The sequence below is a fragment of the Pseudomonas sp. p99-361 genome, from assembly GCF_003935475.1.
Taxonomy (GTDB): Bacteria; Pseudomonadota; Gammaproteobacteria; order Pseudomonadales; family Pseudomonadaceae; genus Aquipseudomonas; species Aquipseudomonas juntendi.
Map to the genome: position 1 here is coordinate 1 of NZ_RHQO01000087.1, position 16,338 is coordinate 16,338.

The window sequence follows — 16,338 nt, forward strand, 5'->3', positions numbered from 1 at the left end:
TAACAGGCGCTGCATACCTTGTGGCAAACACCTGTCAGCCCTGATGCGATCCCCGTGGGAGCTGGCTTGCCAGCGATGAGCACAACACAAGCACTGAAGGTTCAGCCCCCAAAAACCGACAGGTTCAACGGCCTCACTGCCCCCATCCAGATCGCATGGTCCCGATGGTCTGCCAGTTCATCACCGGTCAGCGGGTGCATGAACACCACCAAACCCTGGCGATGCAGTGCCAACCAAGGCAATACCACCCCCAACACTTCCGGACCGAAAGCCAGCTGGCAGCTCCAGTCCGGGTGCGGGCCCACCGGCTTCTGGTGCATGCGCCCAATGCTCACGGGAAACAGCCGCGCCGCTTCCTCACACAGCGCCCGAGCCTGCTCCAGGGTCGCTGCGTCATAGTAAATGTGGGCGTGGTAACCCTTGATCCTCTGCACGATACCTCCTGGGCCCAAAGCCCGCGTGACTCTGCGCCGAACTCACCCTTACCGGCTTCGCTCGTGCTCCAACCAACCTACGAACCGTTCGATCAACGCGCCCCGGCGTTTGCGCGGCGGCAACACCGCATAATAACCGCGTTCCGAGCGCAGGCTGCCCTCCAGTGGCCGGCAGAGCAAACCCTGCTCGACCAGCCCATCCACCAGGTGCCCCCAGCCAATTGCCACCCCTTGCCCGGCAATCGCCGCCTGTATCAGCAGCGTGTAGTTATCGAACCGCAGTTGCCCGGCTGGCGGTGGGCTGGCCACGCCAAACCCGCGAAACACACCCGCCCAATCAAACCAGCGGCTGGCCTGCTCACCTTTGAGGTGCAACAACGGCAAGCGCTGCAAAGCCACGGCTGACATGGGTTTGCCATGAATCAGGCGGGGGCTGCACACCGGGAAAACCTCCTCATCGAACAACCAGCGGCTTTCGCCCTGATGAAAGCGCCCATCACCAAACAGCACGGCCACATCGATGTCCGGGCGCAACATGCCCTGGCTGCGCTCACCGGTCACCAGGCTGACATCCACGTGTGGATAAGCCTCGTGAAAGCGCTGCAGGCGCGGCATCAGCCAGAAAGCCGCGAACGCGAAGTCGGTGGCCACCTGCAGCACTTCACGCTGGCCGCGCCCACTGACCTGGGCAATACCTTCGTCCATGGCCTGCAACCCTTGGTGCACATGCTCGAACAACAGCTGGCCGGCCTCGGTGAGTTCGATCCCGCGGTACACCCGATCGAACAGGCGGGTGCCCAACTGCGCCTCCAGCCGTTTTACCTGCTGGCTTACCGCAGGCTGGGTGGTGCCCAGCGCCAGGGCCGCCGCAGTGAAGCCACGCAAACGGGCCGCGGCCTCGAACACCCGCAACGTATCCAACGACAGTTCGGCAAAACGCTCAAACATAAGCTTGGCTAATCCCAGTCATTGCCCGCCATGGGCTTTACCCATGTTATCCACAGTCGCATTTTGATAGGCAAGCGGTTCGCATAACCTTCAACGATGGAAGCCAGCATGACACGCCCGAATATCCTGTTCATCATGGCCGACCAAATGGCCGCACCCCTGCTGCCCATTTATGGGCCTTCACCCATTCAGATGCCGCACCTCAGCCGCCTGGCCGAGCAAGCCGTGGTGTTCGATTCAGCCTACTGCAACAGCCCGCTGTGTGCGCCGTCGCGCTTCACCCTGGTCAGCGGCCAGCTCCCAAGCCGCATCGGTGCCTACGACAATGCTGCCGATTTCCCCGCCGACGTGCCGACCTACGCCCACTACCTGCGCCGCCTGGGCTACCGCACGGCGCTGTCGGGCAAGATGCATTTCTGCGGCCCGGACCAGCTACATGGTTACGAGGAACGCCTGACCAGCGACATCTACCCGGCCGATTATGGCTGGGCAGTGAACTGGGATGAGCCGGATGTGCGCCCAAGCTGGTACCACAACATGTCCTCGGTACTGCAGGCAGGCCCCTGCGTGCGTACCAACCAGCTGGATTTCGACGAGGAGGTGGTGTTCAAGGCGCGCCAGTACCTCTACGACCACGTGCGGGAGAACGACGGCCGGCCGTTTTGCCTGACCGTGTCGATGACCCACCCCCACGATCCGTACACCATTCCCAAGCACTACTGGGATCGCTATGAGGGTGTGGATATCCCCATGCCTGGTACCGAATTCAGCCAGGCAGAACTGGACCCGCATTCGCAGCGCCTGCTCAAGGTCTATGACCTGTGGAACAAACCGCTGCCGGTGGACAAGATCCGCGATGCACGCCGGGCCTATTTCGGCGCCTGCAGCTACATCGACGACAACATCGGCAAGCTGTTGCAGACCTTACAAGAGTGCGACCTGGCCGACGACACCCTGATCGTCTTCTCCGGCGACCACGGCGACATGCTCGGCGAGCGTGGCCTTTGGTACAAGATGCACTGGTTCGAGATGTCGGCGCGGGTGCCACTGCTGGTCCATGCACCGCAGCGCTTTGCCGCCAGCCGTGTCAGCGCCTCGGTATCGACCTGTGACCTGTTACCGACCCTGGTCGAATTGGCGGGCGGGGCTGTGGATAACACCCTGCATCTGGATGGCCGTTCACTGCTTGGCCACCTGCAAGGGCAGGGCGGCCACGACGAAGTGATCGGCGAATACATGGCCGAAGGCACTGTCGGGCCGCTGATGATGATCCGCCGCGGGCCTTACAAATTCGTGTACGGCGAAGACGACCCTTGCCTACTCTATGATCTTAACCGCGACCCGCACGAGCGGGAGAACCTCGCCAGCAGCCCGGACCACCAGGCGCTGCTGCAGGCGTTCGTCGAGGAAGCCCGACAGCGTTGGCACATGCCCAGCTTGCGCCAGCAGGTGCTGGCCAGCCAGCGCCGTCGCCGCCTGGTAGCCCAAGCGCTGGCTATCGGCAAGCTGCACAGCTGGGACCATCAACCACTGGTAGATGCCAGCCAACAGTACATGCGTAACCACATTGATCTCGACGACCTCGAGCGCAAGGCACGTTACCCCCAGCCCGCCCCACTGGATTGAGAAGAGGCCGCCATGCACACATTTTCCGCCGCCGTACTCACCCTGGCCTTGGGCCTGGGTACCACCCCGGCTCACGCCGCCGACGACGATGCACAATGCAGCACGGTAAAAATGGCCGACCCTGGCTGGAGCGACATAGCCACGACCAACGCCGTGGCCCGGCTGCTACTGGAAAGTCTGGGCTACCAGGTGAAGATCGACAGCCTGGCCGTGCCGATCATCTACGGTGGCCTGAAGGACGGCCGTGTGGATGCCTTCCTTGGCAATTGGATGCCGGCGCACCAGGGCTTTCATGACAAGTTCGTCGCCAATGGGGATGTGCAGCAGTTGTCGCGCAACCTGGAAGGCACCGAGTTCACCTTGGCCGTGCCGGACTACGTCTGGAATGCCGGGGTCAAGGATTTCGCCGACCTGCACAAGCACGCCGACCAGTTCGACAAGAAACTGTACGGCATCGGTTCCGGCGCACCGGCCAACCTGTCGCTCAAACAAATCATCGACAACAATGAGTTCGACCTTGGCCAGTGGAAACTGGTCGAATCCAGCGAGCAGGCGATGCTGACGCAGGTCGACCGCGCCGTGAAGAAGCAGCAATTCATCACCTTCCTCGGCTGGACGCCACACCCGATGAATGTGAAGCTGAAGATGCACTACCTCACGGGCGGGGAAAAATGGTTCGGTAGCAAAGGCCAGGTGTACACCCTGACGCGCAAGGGTTATCCACAAGCCTGCCCGAATGCGGCGAAGCTGCTGGGCAACCTGAAATTCACACTGGACATGGAAAACAGCATCATGGCTCAGGTTGTGGACAAGAAGATCAGCTTCGACGACGCGGCCAGGGCCTGGGTCAAGACGCACCCCGAGTTACTGGAAGGGTGGTTGGCCGGGGTCACCACCAAAGCCGATGGCGATGCCTTGGAGGCCGTCAAAGCCAAACTATGAACTCACCAGCAATGCACCTAACCTGTGGGAGCGGGCATGTCCGCGAACACAGGCAAAGCCGGTGCCATCTATAGCGGTGGCTTCTTCGCGGGCATGCCCGCTCCCACAGGTCAGGTGCATTAAATCAAGGATTGTGGATAACCCATGCATCGTATCATCCACCTGCTGCCCTTCCTCGCCTGGCTCCCGCGCCAATCGGTCCGTAGCCTGCGCCAGGACCTGCTGGTGGGCCTGGGCGGTGCAATCCTCGCGCTGCCGCAGTCCATCGCCTATGCCCTGATCGCCGGCCTGCCTGCCGAATACGGCCTGTACGCCGCCATCGTGCCGGTATTGATCGCCTGCCTGTGGGGTTCGTCCTGGCACCTGATCTGCGGCCCGACCGCGGCCATCTCCATCGTGCTCTACGCCAGCATCAGCCCATTGGCCGTGGCTGGGAGTTCGGACTACATCACGCTGGTGCTGCTGCTCACCTTCCTCGGCGGGGTCTTTCAACTGCTGCTGGGGCTGCTGCGCTTCGGTGCGCTGGTCAATTTCGTCTCGCATTCCGTAGTGCTCGGCTTCACCCTTGGCGCCGCGGTCGTCATTGCCCTGGGGCAATTGCCCAACCTGCTGGGCATGGACCTGCCCAGCCAGGCCACGGCGCTGAAAACCGTACAGGACCTGGCCAGCCATGCCGGCGAAATCAATGTGCCTTCCTTGCTGTTGGGCCTGGCCACCGTGGTTATCGGTGTGGCGCTCAAACTCTGGCGCCCGCGCTGGCCCAGCCTGTTGATAAGCCTGATCGCGGTGAGCCTGCTGGCCTGGCTGCTGCCGGGCTGGTTTGGCCATGTGCCGAGGGTCGCGGCATTCACCGGCCAGCTTCCACCCTTGAGCCCGCTGCCCTTGCTGGACGTGGAGCTGATTCTGCGCCTGCTGCCCAGTGCCGTGGCGGTAGGTATGCTGGGGTTGGTCACCAGCCTGTCGATTGCCCGGTCATTGTCGGCACGCTCGGAACAGCTGATCGACCCTGATCAGGAAATTCGCGCCCAGGGCGTGTCGAACATCGCTGGCGCGTTTTTCTCGGGTTACCTGTCTGCTGGCTCCTTCACCCGTTCGGGCCTGAGCTACGAAGCAGGTGCCCGCTCCCCCATGGCCGGGGTGTTTTCGGCGCTATGGGTGGCGCTGTTCGCCATCACCGGTGCTGGCTTGATCGCGCAGTTGCCGATCCCCGCCATGGCCGGCAGCATTCTGTTGATCTGCTGGGGGCTGGTGGACCGCCAAGCCATCCGCGCGCTGTTCCGGGTCAGCCGTTCGGAGTTCCTGGTAATGGCGCTGACGGCGGCGGCAACCTTGCTGCTGGAGTTGCAGACGGCGATCTATGCCGGGGTGCTGGCGTCGCTGTTCTTCTACCTCAAACGCACATCACGGCCACGGGTGCAGCAAAGCCGCGAAGGTGAAGCGGATGTGCTGCGGGTAGGTGGCTCGATCTTCTTTGGCGCGGCGCACTACCTGCAAGTACGTTTGCAGCTGTGCCAGGGCCCGCATGTGGTGATTGATGCGCGGCAGGTGAATTTCATCGACTACTCGGGTGTAGACATGTTGCACCGCGAGGCACGGCGCTTGCGGCGCCTGGGCGGGAGCCTGACCTTGCACCGGGCCAGGCCGCAGGTGATCGAGGAATTGCAGAAGCTGGAAGGGGCGCAGTTGTGCCCGATCCGGTTTGAGGAATGAGGTAGGGTTGAGATTTGGGGCTGCTTTGCAGCCCATCGCGACGCAAGGCCGCTCCCACAAGGGATGGGTGTACGCCGACCCAACGCGGCCCCGGCAATTTCAGCCCCGAGCCAATTGCCGGCGCAACTCAGCCAACACCGGAGCGGTATCCGGCCGTACCCCACGCCAGATAAAGAACGCCTCAGCGGCCTGCTCAGCCAGCATCCCCAACCCATCCAGCACTTTGGCCGCGCCCAGCTTCTGCGCCCACTGGCAAAACGGCGTAGGTTCCTTGCCATACATCATGTCGTAGCAAACCGTGCGCCCTGCCTCGACCAAACTGTCGGCAATCGGCGGCAATTCCCCGGCCAAACTGGCTGAAGTGGCGTTGATGATCACATCCACCGGCTCCTGCAACCAGGCAAACCCGCTGGCCACCACCGGCCCCAGTTCATCGAACTCACGCGCCAGCTGCTCGGCCTTTTCCACGGTACGGTTGGCGATCACCAGCGATTGCGGCCTGTGCGCCAGGATCGGCTCCAGCACGCCACGCACTGCACCACCGGCACCGAGAATCAAAATGCGCTTGCCCGTCAGCTCGACCCCGGCATTCACCGTCAGGTCACGCACCAGGCCGGCGCCATCGGTGTTGTCACCTTGCAAAGTGCCGTCAGCCAGCTTGCTCAGTGTGTTCACCGCGCCAGCGCGCTGGGCACGCGGGGTCAGGCTGTCGCACAGGCGGTAGGCCTCTTCCTTGAACGGCACGGTGACATTGCCGCCGCTGCCTTGCTTGAAGAAGCCGCGTGCGCAGTCGCTGAACTCATCCAGCGGCGCCAGCAGGGTGGCGTATTCCAGGTCCTGGCCGGTCTGCTCGGCAAACAGGCGGTGAATCAGCGGCGACTTGCTGTGGCCGATGGGGTTACCAAAAACGACGTACTGGTCCATGGCGGCTCCTTGGTTATCCACAGGCTTACTGGCCAAGCCAGTCGCGGTCTTGCAGGAAGTAGTCGGTCAGGCGCGCTTCTTCGCTGCCCGGTGCCGGCTTCCAGTCATAGCCCCAGCGCACCTGTGGCGGCAGCGACATGAGAATGGACTCGGTGCGCCCGCCCGACTGCAGGCCGAACAGGGTGCCGCGGTCGTAGACCAGGTTGAACTCCACGTAGCGGCCGCGGCGGTATTCCTGGAACTCACGCTGCTGCGGGGTATAGGGGGTGTGCTTGCGGCGCTGGACGATCGGCAGGTAGGCGTCGACATAGGCATCGCCAATGGCACGGATGAAGGCGAAGCAGGTGTCGAAGCCCCACTCGTTCAGGTCGTCGAAGAACAGCCCGCCAATGCCGCGTGGCTCGCCACGGTGCTTGAGGTGGAAATAGCGGTCGCACCAGGCCTTGTAGCGCGGGTACACATCGGCACCGAAGGGTGCACATGCCTGCTCGGCCACGCGGTGCCAGTGAATGCAGTCTTCCTCGACGCCGTAGTATGGGGTCAGGTCGAAACCGCCACCGAACCACCACACCGCCTCTTCGCCTTCCTTCTCGGCAATGAAGAACCGCACATTGGCGTGCGAGGTGGGCACATGCGGGTTGTACGGGTGAATCACCAGCGACACGCCCAAGGCCTCGAAGCCCCGGCCCGCCAGCTCCGGGCGGTGGGCGCTGGCCGACGGCGGCAGGCCGGCGCCGAATACGTGGGAGAAGTTGACCCCGCCTTTCTCGATCAGCTTGCCCTCGCCGATCACCCGCGTACGCCCCCCGCCACCGGCTTCGCGCACCCAGGCATCCTCGACGAAGCGGGCACCGCCGTCTTCGTTTTCGAGGGCAGAGCAGATGCGGTCTTGCAGGTCGAGCAGGTAGGCTTTCACGGCCTCGGTGCGGCTAGTCATCGGGTCACCAGGAACGGGCAGGGAAGAATTCGCCGCGTAGCATAACACCGCCAGCGCGCGCGCCGCAGTTGACGGCGATCAAGCAAAGGCGTCCGATAGAAGGCCTTTCCCGATCCCGACTACAGGAGTACGAGATGGCCAAGCGTATCCAGTTCAGCCAGCATGGCGGCCCCGAAGTGCTGCAGTTTGTGGAATTCGAACCCGCCCCGCCGGGGCCCCAGCAGGTGCGCGTGCGCAACCATGCGATCGGCCTGAACTTCATCGACACCTATTTCCGCAGCGGGCTGTATGCACCGCCATCACTGCCTTCGGGGCTGGGCACCGAAGCGGCCGGTGTGGTCGAGGCCGTGGGCGAAGGCGTGACCCGGCTGAAGGTGGGTGACCGCGTGGCCCATGCCGGCGGCCCGCTGGGCGCATACAGCGAGGTTCACACGCTGCCGGAGGCCAGCCTGGTCAAGCTGCCCGACAACATCAGCTTCGAGCAGGCAGCGGCGGTGATGCTCAAGGGGTTGACCGTGCAGTACCTGCTGAAGCAAACCTACCAGGTGAAGGCGGGTGACGTGGTCCTGTTCCATGCGGCCGCCGGTGGCGTGGGTTCGCTGGCGTGCCAATGGGCGAAAGCGTTGGGTGCCAAGCTGATCGGCACTGTGAGTTCTGCCGAGAAGGCCGAGCGGGCCAAGGCGCTGGGCGCATGGGCGACCATCGATTACAGCCATGAAGACGTGGCCAAGCGGGTACTGGAGCTGACCGACGGCAAGAAATGCCCGGTGGTGTACGACGGCGTTGGCGCCGATACCTGGCTCACCTCGCTGGACTGCCTGCAACCGCGCGGGCTGATGGTGAGCTTCGGTAATGCCTCGGGTGCGGTCAGCGGGGTGAACCTGGGAATTCTGGCGCAGAAGGGCTCGCTGTATGTGACCCGGCCGACCTTGGCGACCTATGCCAACAATGCCGAAAACACCCAGGCCATGGCCGATGACCTGTTTGCGATGATTGGCAGTGGCAAGCTGGTTGTGGATATCCAGCAAAGGTATCCGCTGAGTGAGGCGGCCAAGGCGCAGGCAGAGCTGTCGGCGCGGCGGACTGTAGGGTCGACAGTACTCATTCCCTGAGCCACACACGTTCCCTGTGGGAGCGGGGATGCCCGCGAAGAAGCCACCGCGGTGGATGGCACCGGCTTTGCCGGTGTTCGCGGGCGCGCCCGCTCCCACAGGTGCTGCGTCGGCTCTGAAAGCTGCGCTATGGCTGTGAGGGTCGGTTCGTCGGTGGCGGGGTCGACTCGATCCCATCGAGGATTGCCTCGACCACCCCCTCTGCCATTTCAATCGCATGCAGGTTCGACCAGAACATGCCACGGCCCTCTTCGCGCATGTAGTCCAGAGCTTTGTTGCCGGTTTCGTAGGCGCTGCGCAGGTACAGGGCTACATGGACCAGAGCGTCCTCGGCGGAAATGTTCGGGTTGACGGTGAAGAGCGGGTCATGGCCGGCGTCGCAGCGGCCGAACGGGCGGGTGGAGGTGCAGGGTAGGGGTGGATCGGGCACTATTTTTTTCATGGCTTGCTCCAGGCATGAGCTGGCGCCAAGCCGTTACCACACGGTTTAGGCGGCAGCTGTACGCGAGGTGGTAAACCGGGCTGGAGGCGCTCCCGGCAGGCACGAAGCCTCCCGCGCACAGCTGCCATAGCTGTGACGCCCCAAGCACATCCAGGTTGCCACACCCGATCGCCAAGTTATTCGGCGACGGTTGAAGCCTAAGGGCAGAGGTTCCCACTGAGAAGGTGATGGCAGAGGACGCGGGTCGTAGGATATTTCCCAAGCCGCGAGCTGGACAGCCATTTTGGCAACAATCAGAAAACCCTGATGCACCTGACCGGATGGTATCTGTGCTGCAAGGCGCTCGCCGGCAGAGATTCGTCGCCTATGAGATCGAGCGCCGCCCGCGCGGCGCATCGCGAGCTGCGCTCGCTCCTACGTTTGTTTCGGGCCAATTATGCCTGTGGGATTTGCGCGCGAACCCCTTGGCGCATGTCTCAATATCGCGCCGTACAAACAAGGCGGTCGCGCGCGCCTCTCACAGACCTCACTGGCCCGAAACAAACGTAGGAGCGAGCGCAGCTCGCGATGCGCCGCGCGGGCGGCGCTCGATCTCATAGGCGAAAAAGCTTCAAGGCTGACACCCGTCAGCCCTCACACGATCACCCGCCAGCCGAAACAAATCAGAAAAATCTGCGGTTAGGCTTGTGGACAGATATCAACCCGGCCGAACAACCTCACCGGTAGCCAGGTTGCGAATCACACTCGGATTCTTCCGCCCCCCCAGCGCCCCACCCAGCACCAGGTCCAGCTGGCCACGGAAGTACTGCTCCACCCGCAACCGGGTCTTCGCCGCCGGGCGCCCGCCGGGGTTGCACGAGGTGGAAATCAACGGCCCCACCAGCGCGCACAGTTCGCGCACCACCGGGTGGTCACTGACCCGCAGCGCTACGGTGTCATGCTGCCCGGTCACCCACTCCGGCAACAGGTCCTGGTGCGGCACCAGCCAGGTATTGGGCCCCGGCCAGGTGCTGCCCATACGGTCGATCCAGTCCTCGGGGAAATCTTCGAACAAAAAGTCGAACTGGCGGATATTGTCGGCGACCAGGATCAGGCCTTTATCCACAGGCCGCGACTTCAGCGCCAGCAGGCGGTACACCGCGTCCTCGTTCCAGGGGTCGCAGCCCAGGCCCCAGACCGCTTCCGTTGGGTAGGCGATTACTGCGCCCGCCCGGATCTCACGTGCGGCTTGTTGCACACGAAAACTGCTTACCATTGCTGTTACTCCGCCTATGAACTTGCCTGTGCGCAGTGTACTTAGCCCGCGCGGGCAAACCAACGCCCGGCTTCATTGCTGACCCGCCCCTCCAGTTCCAGCTCGGTCAATTGCGCAAGCACTTCGGCCAGTGGCAACTCGCTGCAATGGGCCAGGCTTTCGCTGGTCTGGGGCGCCGCGTGCAGCAAGGCCAGCAGTGGGTGGTCGAACTTGTCCACAACCGCAGGTGGCAGGTTCTGCCAGCCCTGCAGGCTTTCCATGATCTGCTCCACGGTTTCCACCAGCAGCGCGCCGTCGCGAATCAACTGGTGGCAGCCCTTGGCCCCAGGGTGGTGGATGGAGCCCGGAATGGCATACACCTCACGGCCTTGTTCTGCCGCCAGCCGCGCCGTGATCAGCGAACCACTGGCCAGGCTGGCCTCGACCACCAGTACGCCCAGCGACAAGCCACTGATGATGCGGTTACGCCGGGGGAAGTTGCTGGGCTGTGGCCCGGCATCCAGCGGGTACTCGGAAACCAGCGCGCCGCCGCTGTTGATAATCGCCTGGGCAAGCGCGGTGTGCCGCTGTGGATAAAGTTTTTGCAGCCCTGTGCCGAGCACCGCGATCGTACCCCCACCGGCCTGTATTGCGGCCCGATGAGCGGCGCCATCGATACCCACTGCCAACCCGCTGGTAATCGTGAAACCGGCCTGTGCCAGGTAACGGGAAAACGCCGCGGCGGTATCGAGGGCTGGCGGTGAAGCGCGCCTGCTTCCCACAATTGCCAGCTGCGGGCGCTCGAGCAGGGCAGGGTCGCCGGCGACAAACAGCAATGGCGGGGCGTCATCGATTTCCCCCAGCAGCGGTGGGTAACCAGGCCCGTCAAACATCAGTAAATGCTGGCCCGGCTGCTCTAGCCAGGCCATCGCCGCCAGCGCTCCGTCGCGCACTTCGGCACTGCGCCGCGCGTCGATTGCTGCCTGGGGAATGCCCAACGCGCGCCAGGCGCCGGCCGGTGCGCACAGGGCAGAAGATGCGCTGCCAAACACCTCCAGCAACGTGCAAAAACGCCGCAGGCCGGTGTCCGGCAAGCGGTGCAGACGCAGCCGCGCCTCCAGTTCAGCCGGCGCAACAGGCGACGAATGGTGATTCGACATGGGGATCATCCTTGATCTGAAAAAGGGCCATCGGCGTGGCACAAGCTGTGGATAACTGTGTTGATAACGGTTTGACAACCTGTCTATCGAATATCCGACAAGCAGGCCCTGAAAACCCTAGACGAGCTTTCACAGGTGCTGAAATCCACGTTTGCCTTTATTATGTGTGCTCAGTTTTCAACCAAACGCACAGTGACTGCCTGACCTTATGGCCATCTTGAACATTCTCGAATTCCCCGACCCGCGCCTGCGCACCATCGCCAAACCGGTGACGGTGTTCGACGACGCCCTGCGTCAGCTGATCGACGACATGTTTGAAACCATGTACGAAGCCCCCGGCATCGGCCTGGCCGCGACCCAGGTCAACGTGCACCAGCAGGTCGTGGTGATGGACCTCAGCGAAGACCGCAGCGAACCGCGGGTCTTCATCAACCCTACGGTCGAAGAGCTGACCGACGACATGGGCCAGTACCAGGAAGGTTGCCTGTCGGTGCCGGGCTTCTACGAGAACGTCGACCGCCCGCTGCGGGTACGGGTAAAAGCCCAGGACCGCGACGGCAAGCCGTTCGAGCTGGAGTGCGAAGGCTTGCTGGCGGTCTGCGTGCAGCACGAATTCGATCACCTCAACGGCAAGCTGTTTGTCGACTATCTGTCGCAGCTCAAACGCGACCGGATCAAGAAGAAACTGGAAAAGCAGCACCGCCAGCAAGCCTGATCCCCACCTTCCAGAAGGCTTGCTCCGGCAAGCCTTTTTCTTTTTTGAAGCGAGAACTCCATGCGCATCGTCTTTGCAGGCACCCCAGAGTTTGCTGCCGAACACCTCAAGGCCCTGCTCGACAGCCCTTACGAGATCGTGGCCGTCTACACCCAGCCTGACCGCCCTGCCGGCCGTGGCCAGAAGCTGATGCCCAGTGCGGTCAAGGCGCTGGCCGTGGCCCATGGCATCCCGGTACTGCAGCCGCAAACCCTGCGCAACGCCGAGGCGCAAGCTGAACTTGCCGCACTGCAGCCAGACTTGATGGTCGTGGTTGCCTACGGCCTGATTCTGCCGCAGGCGGTGCTGGATATCCCCCGCCTGGGCTGCATCAACAGCCACGCCTCCTTGCTGCCGCGCTGGCGCGGTGCAGCGCCGATCCAGCGTGCCGTGGAAGCCGGCGATACCGAGAGCGGTGTCACCGTGATGCGCATGGAAGCCGGCCTGGATACCGGCCCGATGCTGCTCAAGGTAGCCACCCCGATCAGCGCCGAGGACACCGGCGGTAGCCTGCATGACCGCCTTGCGCAAATGGGCCCGCCCGCCGTCGTGCAGGCCATCGCCGGCCTGGCCGACGGGTCGCTGCAAGGCGAGGTGCAAAACGATGCCCTGGCCACTTATGCACACAAGCTGAACAAGGACGAAGCGCGCCTGGACTGGTGCCGCCCGGCCGTCGAACTGGAGCGCCTGATCCGTGCCTTCAACCCTTGGCCGGTGTGCCACAGCACCCTCGATGGCGAGAGCGTGAAGGTGCTGGCAGCCAACGTGGCGGCAGGCAAAGGTGAGCCGGGCGAGATCCTGTCCGCCAGTAAAGATGGCCTGGTGGTTGCCTGTGGTGACCAGGCACTGAGCCTGACCCGCCTGCAACTGCCCGGTGGCAAGGCGCTGAGCTTCAGCGACCTGTTCAACAGCCGCCGCGAGAAGTTCGCCGCCGGCAAGGTACTTGGCCAATGAACCCACGCCTCGCCGCCGCCCGTGCCCTTGCCGCTGTACTCAGCGGCAAGGCTTCATTGAACAGCTCGCTGCCGGCACAACTGGACAAGGTTGATGAGCGCGACCGCGGCCTGACCCAGGACCTGGCGTTCGGCACTGCCCGCTGGCAGCCCCGGCTCGACCTGCTGGCCGCCCAGCTGCTGCAGAAGCCGTTCAAAGCCGCAGACGCCGATGTGCAGGCGCTGCTGCTGGTCGGCCTGTACCAGCTGTTCTACACCCGTATTCCGGCCCACGCCGCAATTGGCGAGACCGTGGGTTGTGCCGACAAACTGAAGAAACCCTGGGCCAAGGGCCTGCTCAATGCCGTGCTGCGCCGCGCCCAGCGCGAAGGCGAAGCGCTGCTGGCCGGCATGGAGCGCGACCCCGTGGTACGCACCGCCCACCCGCGCTGGCTGCAAAAGGCGCTGAAGGCCTTCTGGCCAGAGCAGTGGGAGGCCATTTGCGCCGCCAACAATGCGCACCCGCCGATGATCTTGCGGGTCAACCGCCGTCATCACAGCCGTGACGCCTACCTGGGCCTGCTGGCCGACGCGGGCGTTGCCGCCAGCGCCTGCCCCTACAGCCGCGATGGCATCGTGCTGGCCGAAGCCTGCGACGTACGTGGCCTGCCAGGCTTCGCCGAGGGCTGGGTGAGTGTGCAGGACGAAGCCGCGCAGCTGTCCGCTGACTTGCTGGAGCTGGCCGCCGGCCAACGCGTGCTCGACGCCTGTTGCGCGCCCGGCGGCAAAACCTGCCACCTGCTGGAAGCCGAACCTGGCCTGGCCCACCTGACAGCCATCGACCTTGAGGCCAAGCGCCTGACCCGCGTGCGCGAGAACCTCGACCGCCTGCAGCTCGATGCCGAGCTGATCGCCTGCGACGCCCGCGACACTGCCAGCTGGTGGGACGGCAAACCGTTCCAGCGCATCCTGCTGGACGCCCCCTGCTCGGCCACTGGCGTGATCCGCCGCCACCCGGACATCAAGCTGACCCGCCAGGCCGACGACATTCCGGCCCTGGCCGCGCTGCAAGGTGAACTGCTCGATGCCCTGTGGCCCACACTGGAAGTAGGCGGCATGCTGCTGTATGCCACGTGCTCCAGCCTGCCGACCGAGAACACGCAAGTGATCGAGGCCTTCCTCGCCCGCACCCCCGGCGCGCGGGAGCTGGACCTGGCCACCGAGGCCGGCCTGCGCCAGCCGCACGGCCGCCAGTTGCTGGCCCAGGAAGGCGGCCACGACGGGTTCTACTATGCCAAGCTGATCAAGATCGCCGCCTCGCGCGGGTAAGCACAAAGGGTAGGGAGTAGCGGATGAAAATCATCATCCTCGGCGCAGGGCAAGTGGGCGGGACGCTGGCAGAGCACCTGGCCAGCGAGGCCAACGACATTACCGTGGTCGATACCGACGGCGACCGCCTGCGCGACCTGGGCGACCGCCTGGACATCCGCACCGTGCAAGGCCGCGGCTCGCTGCCGACGGTGCTGCGCCAGGCCGGTGCCGACGACGCCGACATGCTGGTGGCGGTAACCAACAGCGACGAAACCAATATGGTTGCCTGCCAGGTGGCCTATTCGCTGTTCCACACCCCGACCAAGATTGCCCGGGTACGCGAGTCGGCCTACCTGACCCGTGAAGAGCTGTTCGACAATGACCACATCCCGGTCGACGTGCTGATCAGCCCCGAGCAGGTGGTGACCAACTACATCAGGCGCCTGATCGAACACCCAGGGTCGCTGCAGGTGATCGACTTCGCCGAAGGCAAGGCGCAGCTGGTGGCCGTGAAGGCTTACTACGGCGGGCCGCTGGTGGGCCAGCAGCTGCGCCAGATCCGCGCGCACATGCCTAACGTGGATACCCGTGTGGCCGCCATTTTCCGCCGCGACCGGCCAATCACCCCGCGTGGCGACACGGTGATCGAAGCCGATGACGAGGTGTTCTTCATTGCCGCGAAAAAAGACATCCGGGCAGTGATGGGCGAGTTGCGTCGCATCGACCAGACCAACAAGCGCATCGTCATTGCCGGTGGTGGCCAAATTGGCGAGCGCCTGGCCGAAGCCATCGAAAGCCGCTATCAGGTGAAGATCATCGAGATGAGCCCGGCCCGCTGCCGGCACCTGTCCGATACGCTAGACAGCACCGTGGTGTTGCAGGGCAGCGCCTCGGACAGGGACCTGATGCTGGAAGAAAACATCGCCGACGCCGATATCTTCCTGGCCCTGACCAACGATGACGAAGCCAACATCATGTCGTCGCTGCTGGCCAAGCGCCTGGGTGCAGGCAAGGTGATGACCATCATCAACAACCCAGCCTACGTCGACCTGGTGCAGGGGGGTGAGATCGACATTGCCATCAGCCCGCAGCTGGCGACCATCGGCACCCTGCTGGCCCACGTGCGCCGGGGCGACATTGTCAGCGTGCACTCGCTGCGCCGTGGCGCAGCCGAAGCGATCGAGGCGGTGGCCCATGGCGATGCCAAGTCGAGCAAGGTCGTTGGCAAGGCGATAGCGGACATCAACCTGCCGCCGGGTACCACGATCGGCGCGATCATCCGTGCCGAAGAGGTCATGATTGCCCACGACAACACCCTGATCGAATCGGGTGACCATGTGATCCTGTTCGTTGTGGATAAAAAGCACATTCGCGATGTGGAGAAGCTGTTCCACGTCGGCTTGAGTTTCTTCTAGGAGCAAAGGGCATGCGCGAGTCGCTGGAGAAGATGCTGGCCAAGGGTGTGGATAACCCGTTGCTGCGTTTCGGGCTGGGCAAGGCCTGGCTGGATGAAGGTAACGGGGCAGAAGCTGCGGTGCACCTGGCGCGCTGTGTAGAGCAGGACCCGAAGTACTCGGCAGCCTGGAAGCTGCTGGGCAAGGCCTGTCAGTTGCAGGGTGACCTGCCAGCGGCGCGCAAGGCCTGGGAGGATGGGATCGTGGCGGCACAGGCCCACGGGGACAAGCAGGCCGAGAAAGAGATGACCGTTTTTCTCAAGAAGCTGAACAAGGCTTGAGATAGCCGGGGCTGCTTTGCAGCCCATCGCAGGCCAGCCAGCTCCCACAGGGGTCGCCTTAGGGCTGACAGGTGTTTGCCACAAGGTATGCAGCGCCTGTTAGAGCGAGCGCCGCCCGCGCGGCGCAATCGCGAGCT

At 63.7% G+C, this 16,338-nt stretch carries 16 protein-coding genes; 9 read left to right on the forward strand and 7 right to left on the reverse strand.

Annotated features, from left to right (window positions below; genetic code table 11):
- Window positions 1–101: 101 nt before the first annotated feature.
- Together EGJ22_RS23435 and EGJ22_RS23440 are read right to left on the reverse strand one after the other, a co-directional pair.
- Complete coding sequence (locus tag EGJ22_RS23435) at window positions 102–434, reverse strand: DOPA 4,5-dioxygenase family protein (RefSeq protein WP_029886701.1); 333 nt, start codon at window positions 432–434, stop codon at window positions 102–104.
- A 48-nt stretch (window positions 435–482) separates the two neighbouring features.
- Window positions 483–1,382, reverse strand: a complete 900-nt coding sequence (locus EGJ22_RS23440; RefSeq protein ID WP_009682331.1) for a LysR family transcriptional regulator — start codon at window positions 1,380–1,382, stop codon at window positions 483–485.
- 108 nt (window positions 1,383–1,490) lie between these two features.
- Between EGJ22_RS23440 and betC the strand changes: the two genes are divergently transcribed.
- The 3 genes from betC (at window position 1,491) to EGJ22_RS23455 (ending at window position 5,660) form a co-directional block, all read left to right on the forward strand.
- The gene (betC, locus tag EGJ22_RS23445; RefSeq protein WP_029886702.1) at window positions 1,491–3,008 is read left to right on the forward strand and encodes a choline-sulfatase; all 1,518 of its coding nucleotides are present in this window, start codon (window positions 1,491–1,493) and stop codon (window positions 3,006–3,008) included.
- Between the two features lie 12 nt (window positions 3,009–3,020).
- On the forward strand, window positions 3,021–3,950 hold the full coding sequence (choX, locus tag EGJ22_RS23450) for a choline ABC transporter substrate-binding protein (RefSeq protein ID WP_029886703.1): 930 nt from the start codon (window positions 3,021–3,023) through the stop codon (window positions 3,948–3,950).
- A gap of 144 nt (window positions 3,951–4,094) precedes the next feature.
- The gene (locus EGJ22_RS23455) at window positions 4,095–5,660 is read left to right on the forward strand and encodes a SulP family inorganic anion transporter (protein ID WP_009682334.1); all 1,566 of its coding nucleotides are present in this window, start codon (window positions 4,095–4,097) and stop codon (window positions 5,658–5,660) included.
- A 99-nt stretch (window positions 5,661–5,759) separates the two neighbouring features.
- On the opposite strand, the gene aroE is transcribed toward EGJ22_RS23455, so the two are convergent.
- Together aroE and hemF are read right to left on the reverse strand one after the other, a co-directional pair.
- Window positions 5,760–6,584 carry a shikimate dehydrogenase gene (aroE, locus tag EGJ22_RS23460; RefSeq protein ID WP_009682335.1) on the reverse strand — a complete coding sequence of 275 codons (825 nt, stop codon included), beginning with the start codon at window positions 6,582–6,584 and terminating at the stop codon, window positions 5,760–5,762.
- A gap of 25 nt (window positions 6,585–6,609) precedes the next feature.
- The gene (gene hemF / locus EGJ22_RS23465; RefSeq protein WP_009682336.1) at window positions 6,610–7,521 is read right to left on the reverse strand and encodes an oxygen-dependent coproporphyrinogen oxidase; all 912 of its coding nucleotides are present in this window, start codon (window positions 7,519–7,521) and stop codon (window positions 6,610–6,612) included.
- Window positions 7,522–7,655: 134 nt separating this feature from the next.
- Here hemF and EGJ22_RS23470 point away from each other — a divergent pair, with 134 nt between their 5' ends.
- Entirely contained in the window at window positions 7,656–8,633 is a 978-nt protein-coding gene (locus tag EGJ22_RS23470) for an NADPH:quinone reductase (RefSeq protein ID WP_029886704.1), read from the forward strand.
- Window positions 8,634–8,760: 127 nt separating this feature from the next.
- On the opposite strand, the gene EGJ22_RS23480 is transcribed toward EGJ22_RS23470, so the two are convergent.
- From EGJ22_RS23480 to dprA, 3 genes are all read right to left on the reverse strand, one after another.
- Window positions 8,761–9,075, reverse strand: coding sequence for a hypothetical protein (locus EGJ22_RS23480; RefSeq protein ID WP_029886705.1), 315 nt, complete (start codon window positions 9,073–9,075; stop codon window positions 8,761–8,763).
- Window positions 9,076–9,772: 697 nt separating this feature from the next.
- A complete protein-coding gene (locus EGJ22_RS23485; protein ID WP_009682340.1) occupies window positions 9,773–10,330 on the reverse strand; it encodes an L-threonylcarbamoyladenylate synthase in 558 nt (185 codons plus the stop codon).
- Between the two features lie 41 nt (window positions 10,331–10,371).
- A complete protein-coding gene (dprA, locus tag EGJ22_RS23490; RefSeq protein ID WP_029886706.1) occupies window positions 10,372–11,469 on the reverse strand; it encodes a DNA-processing protein DprA in 1,098 nt (365 codons plus the stop codon).
- 208 nt (window positions 11,470–11,677) lie between these two features.
- Between dprA and def the strand changes: the two genes are divergently transcribed.
- Genes def through EGJ22_RS23515 form a run of 5 tightly spaced genes read left to right on the forward strand, consistent with a single transcriptional unit; the run spans window position 11,678 to window position 16,201 of the window.
- The gene (gene def / locus EGJ22_RS23495; RefSeq protein ID WP_009682343.1) at window positions 11,678–12,184 is read left to right on the forward strand and encodes a peptide deformylase; all 507 of its coding nucleotides are present in this window, start codon (window positions 11,678–11,680) and stop codon (window positions 12,182–12,184) included.
- Between the two features lie 60 nt (window positions 12,185–12,244).
- Complete coding sequence (gene fmt / locus EGJ22_RS23500) at window positions 12,245–13,177, forward strand: methionyl-tRNA formyltransferase (protein ID WP_029886707.1); 933 nt, start codon at window positions 12,245–12,247, stop codon at window positions 13,175–13,177.
- A complete protein-coding gene (gene rsmB, locus EGJ22_RS23505; RefSeq protein WP_029886708.1) occupies window positions 13,174–14,484 on the forward strand; it encodes a 16S rRNA (cytosine(967)-C(5))-methyltransferase RsmB in 1,311 nt (436 codons plus the stop codon). The genes fmt and rsmB overlap by 4 nt, the downstream gene beginning before the upstream one ends.
- Window positions 14,485–14,507: 23 nt before the next feature.
- Window positions 14,508–15,881 (forward strand): Trk system potassium transporter TrkA, encoded by a 1,374-nt coding sequence (gene trkA, locus EGJ22_RS23510; RefSeq protein ID WP_009682347.1) that lies wholly within the window; start codon window positions 14,508–14,510, stop codon window positions 15,879–15,881.
- Between the two features lie 11 nt (window positions 15,882–15,892).
- On the forward strand, window positions 15,893–16,201 hold the full coding sequence (locus tag EGJ22_RS23515; RefSeq protein ID WP_029888062.1) for a tetratricopeptide repeat protein: 309 nt from the start codon (window positions 15,893–15,895) through the stop codon (window positions 16,199–16,201).
- Window positions 16,202–16,338 lie beyond the last annotated feature (137 nt).

Excerpts from the sequence above, each read along its gene's own strand:
- EGJ22_RS23515 (WP_029888062.1), top strand. The coding sequence starts at position 15,893 with ATGCGCGAGTCGCTGGAGAAGATGCTGGCCAAGGGTGTGGATAACCCG.
- dprA (WP_029886706.1), bottom strand. The coding sequence starts at position 11,469 with ATGTCGAATCACCATTCGTCGCCTGTTGCGCCGGCTGAACTGGAGGCG.
- betC (WP_029886702.1), top strand. The coding sequence starts at position 1,491 with ATGACACGCCCGAATATCCTGTTCATCATGGCCGACCAAATGGCCGCA.
- EGJ22_RS23485 (WP_009682340.1), bottom strand. The coding sequence starts at position 10,330 with ATGGTAAGCAGTTTTCGTGTGCAACAAGCCGCACGTGAGATCCGGGCG.
- trkA (WP_009682347.1), top strand. The coding sequence starts at position 14,508 with ATGAAAATCATCATCCTCGGCGCAGGGCAAGTGGGCGGGACGCTGGCA.
- aroE (WP_009682335.1), bottom strand. The coding sequence starts at position 6,584 with ATGGACCAGTACGTCGTTTTTGGTAACCCCATCGGCCACAGCAAGTCG.
- EGJ22_RS23440 (WP_009682331.1), bottom strand. The coding sequence starts at position 1,382 with ATGTTTGAGCGTTTTGCCGAACTGTCGTTGGATACGTTGCGGGTGTTC.
- EGJ22_RS23470 (WP_029886704.1), top strand. The coding sequence starts at position 7,656 with ATGGCCAAGCGTATCCAGTTCAGCCAGCATGGCGGCCCCGAAGTGCTG.
- rsmB (WP_029886708.1), top strand. The coding sequence starts at position 13,174 with ATGAACCCACGCCTCGCCGCCGCCCGTGCCCTTGCCGCTGTACTCAGC.
- choX (WP_029886703.1), top strand. The coding sequence starts at position 3,021 with ATGCACACATTTTCCGCCGCCGTACTCACCCTGGCCTTGGGCCTGGGT.
- fmt (WP_029886707.1), top strand. The coding sequence starts at position 12,245 with ATGCGCATCGTCTTTGCAGGCACCCCAGAGTTTGCTGCCGAACACCTC.
- EGJ22_RS23480 (WP_029886705.1), bottom strand. The coding sequence starts at position 9,075 with ATGAAAAAAATAGTGCCCGATCCACCCCTACCCTGCACCTCCACCCGC.
- hemF (WP_009682336.1), bottom strand. The coding sequence starts at position 7,521 with ATGACTAGCCGCACCGAGGCCGTGAAAGCCTACCTGCTCGACCTGCAA.
- def (WP_009682343.1), top strand. The coding sequence starts at position 11,678 with ATGGCCATCTTGAACATTCTCGAATTCCCCGACCCGCGCCTGCGCACC.
- EGJ22_RS23455 (WP_009682334.1), top strand. The coding sequence starts at position 4,095 with ATGCATCGTATCATCCACCTGCTGCCCTTCCTCGCCTGGCTCCCGCGC.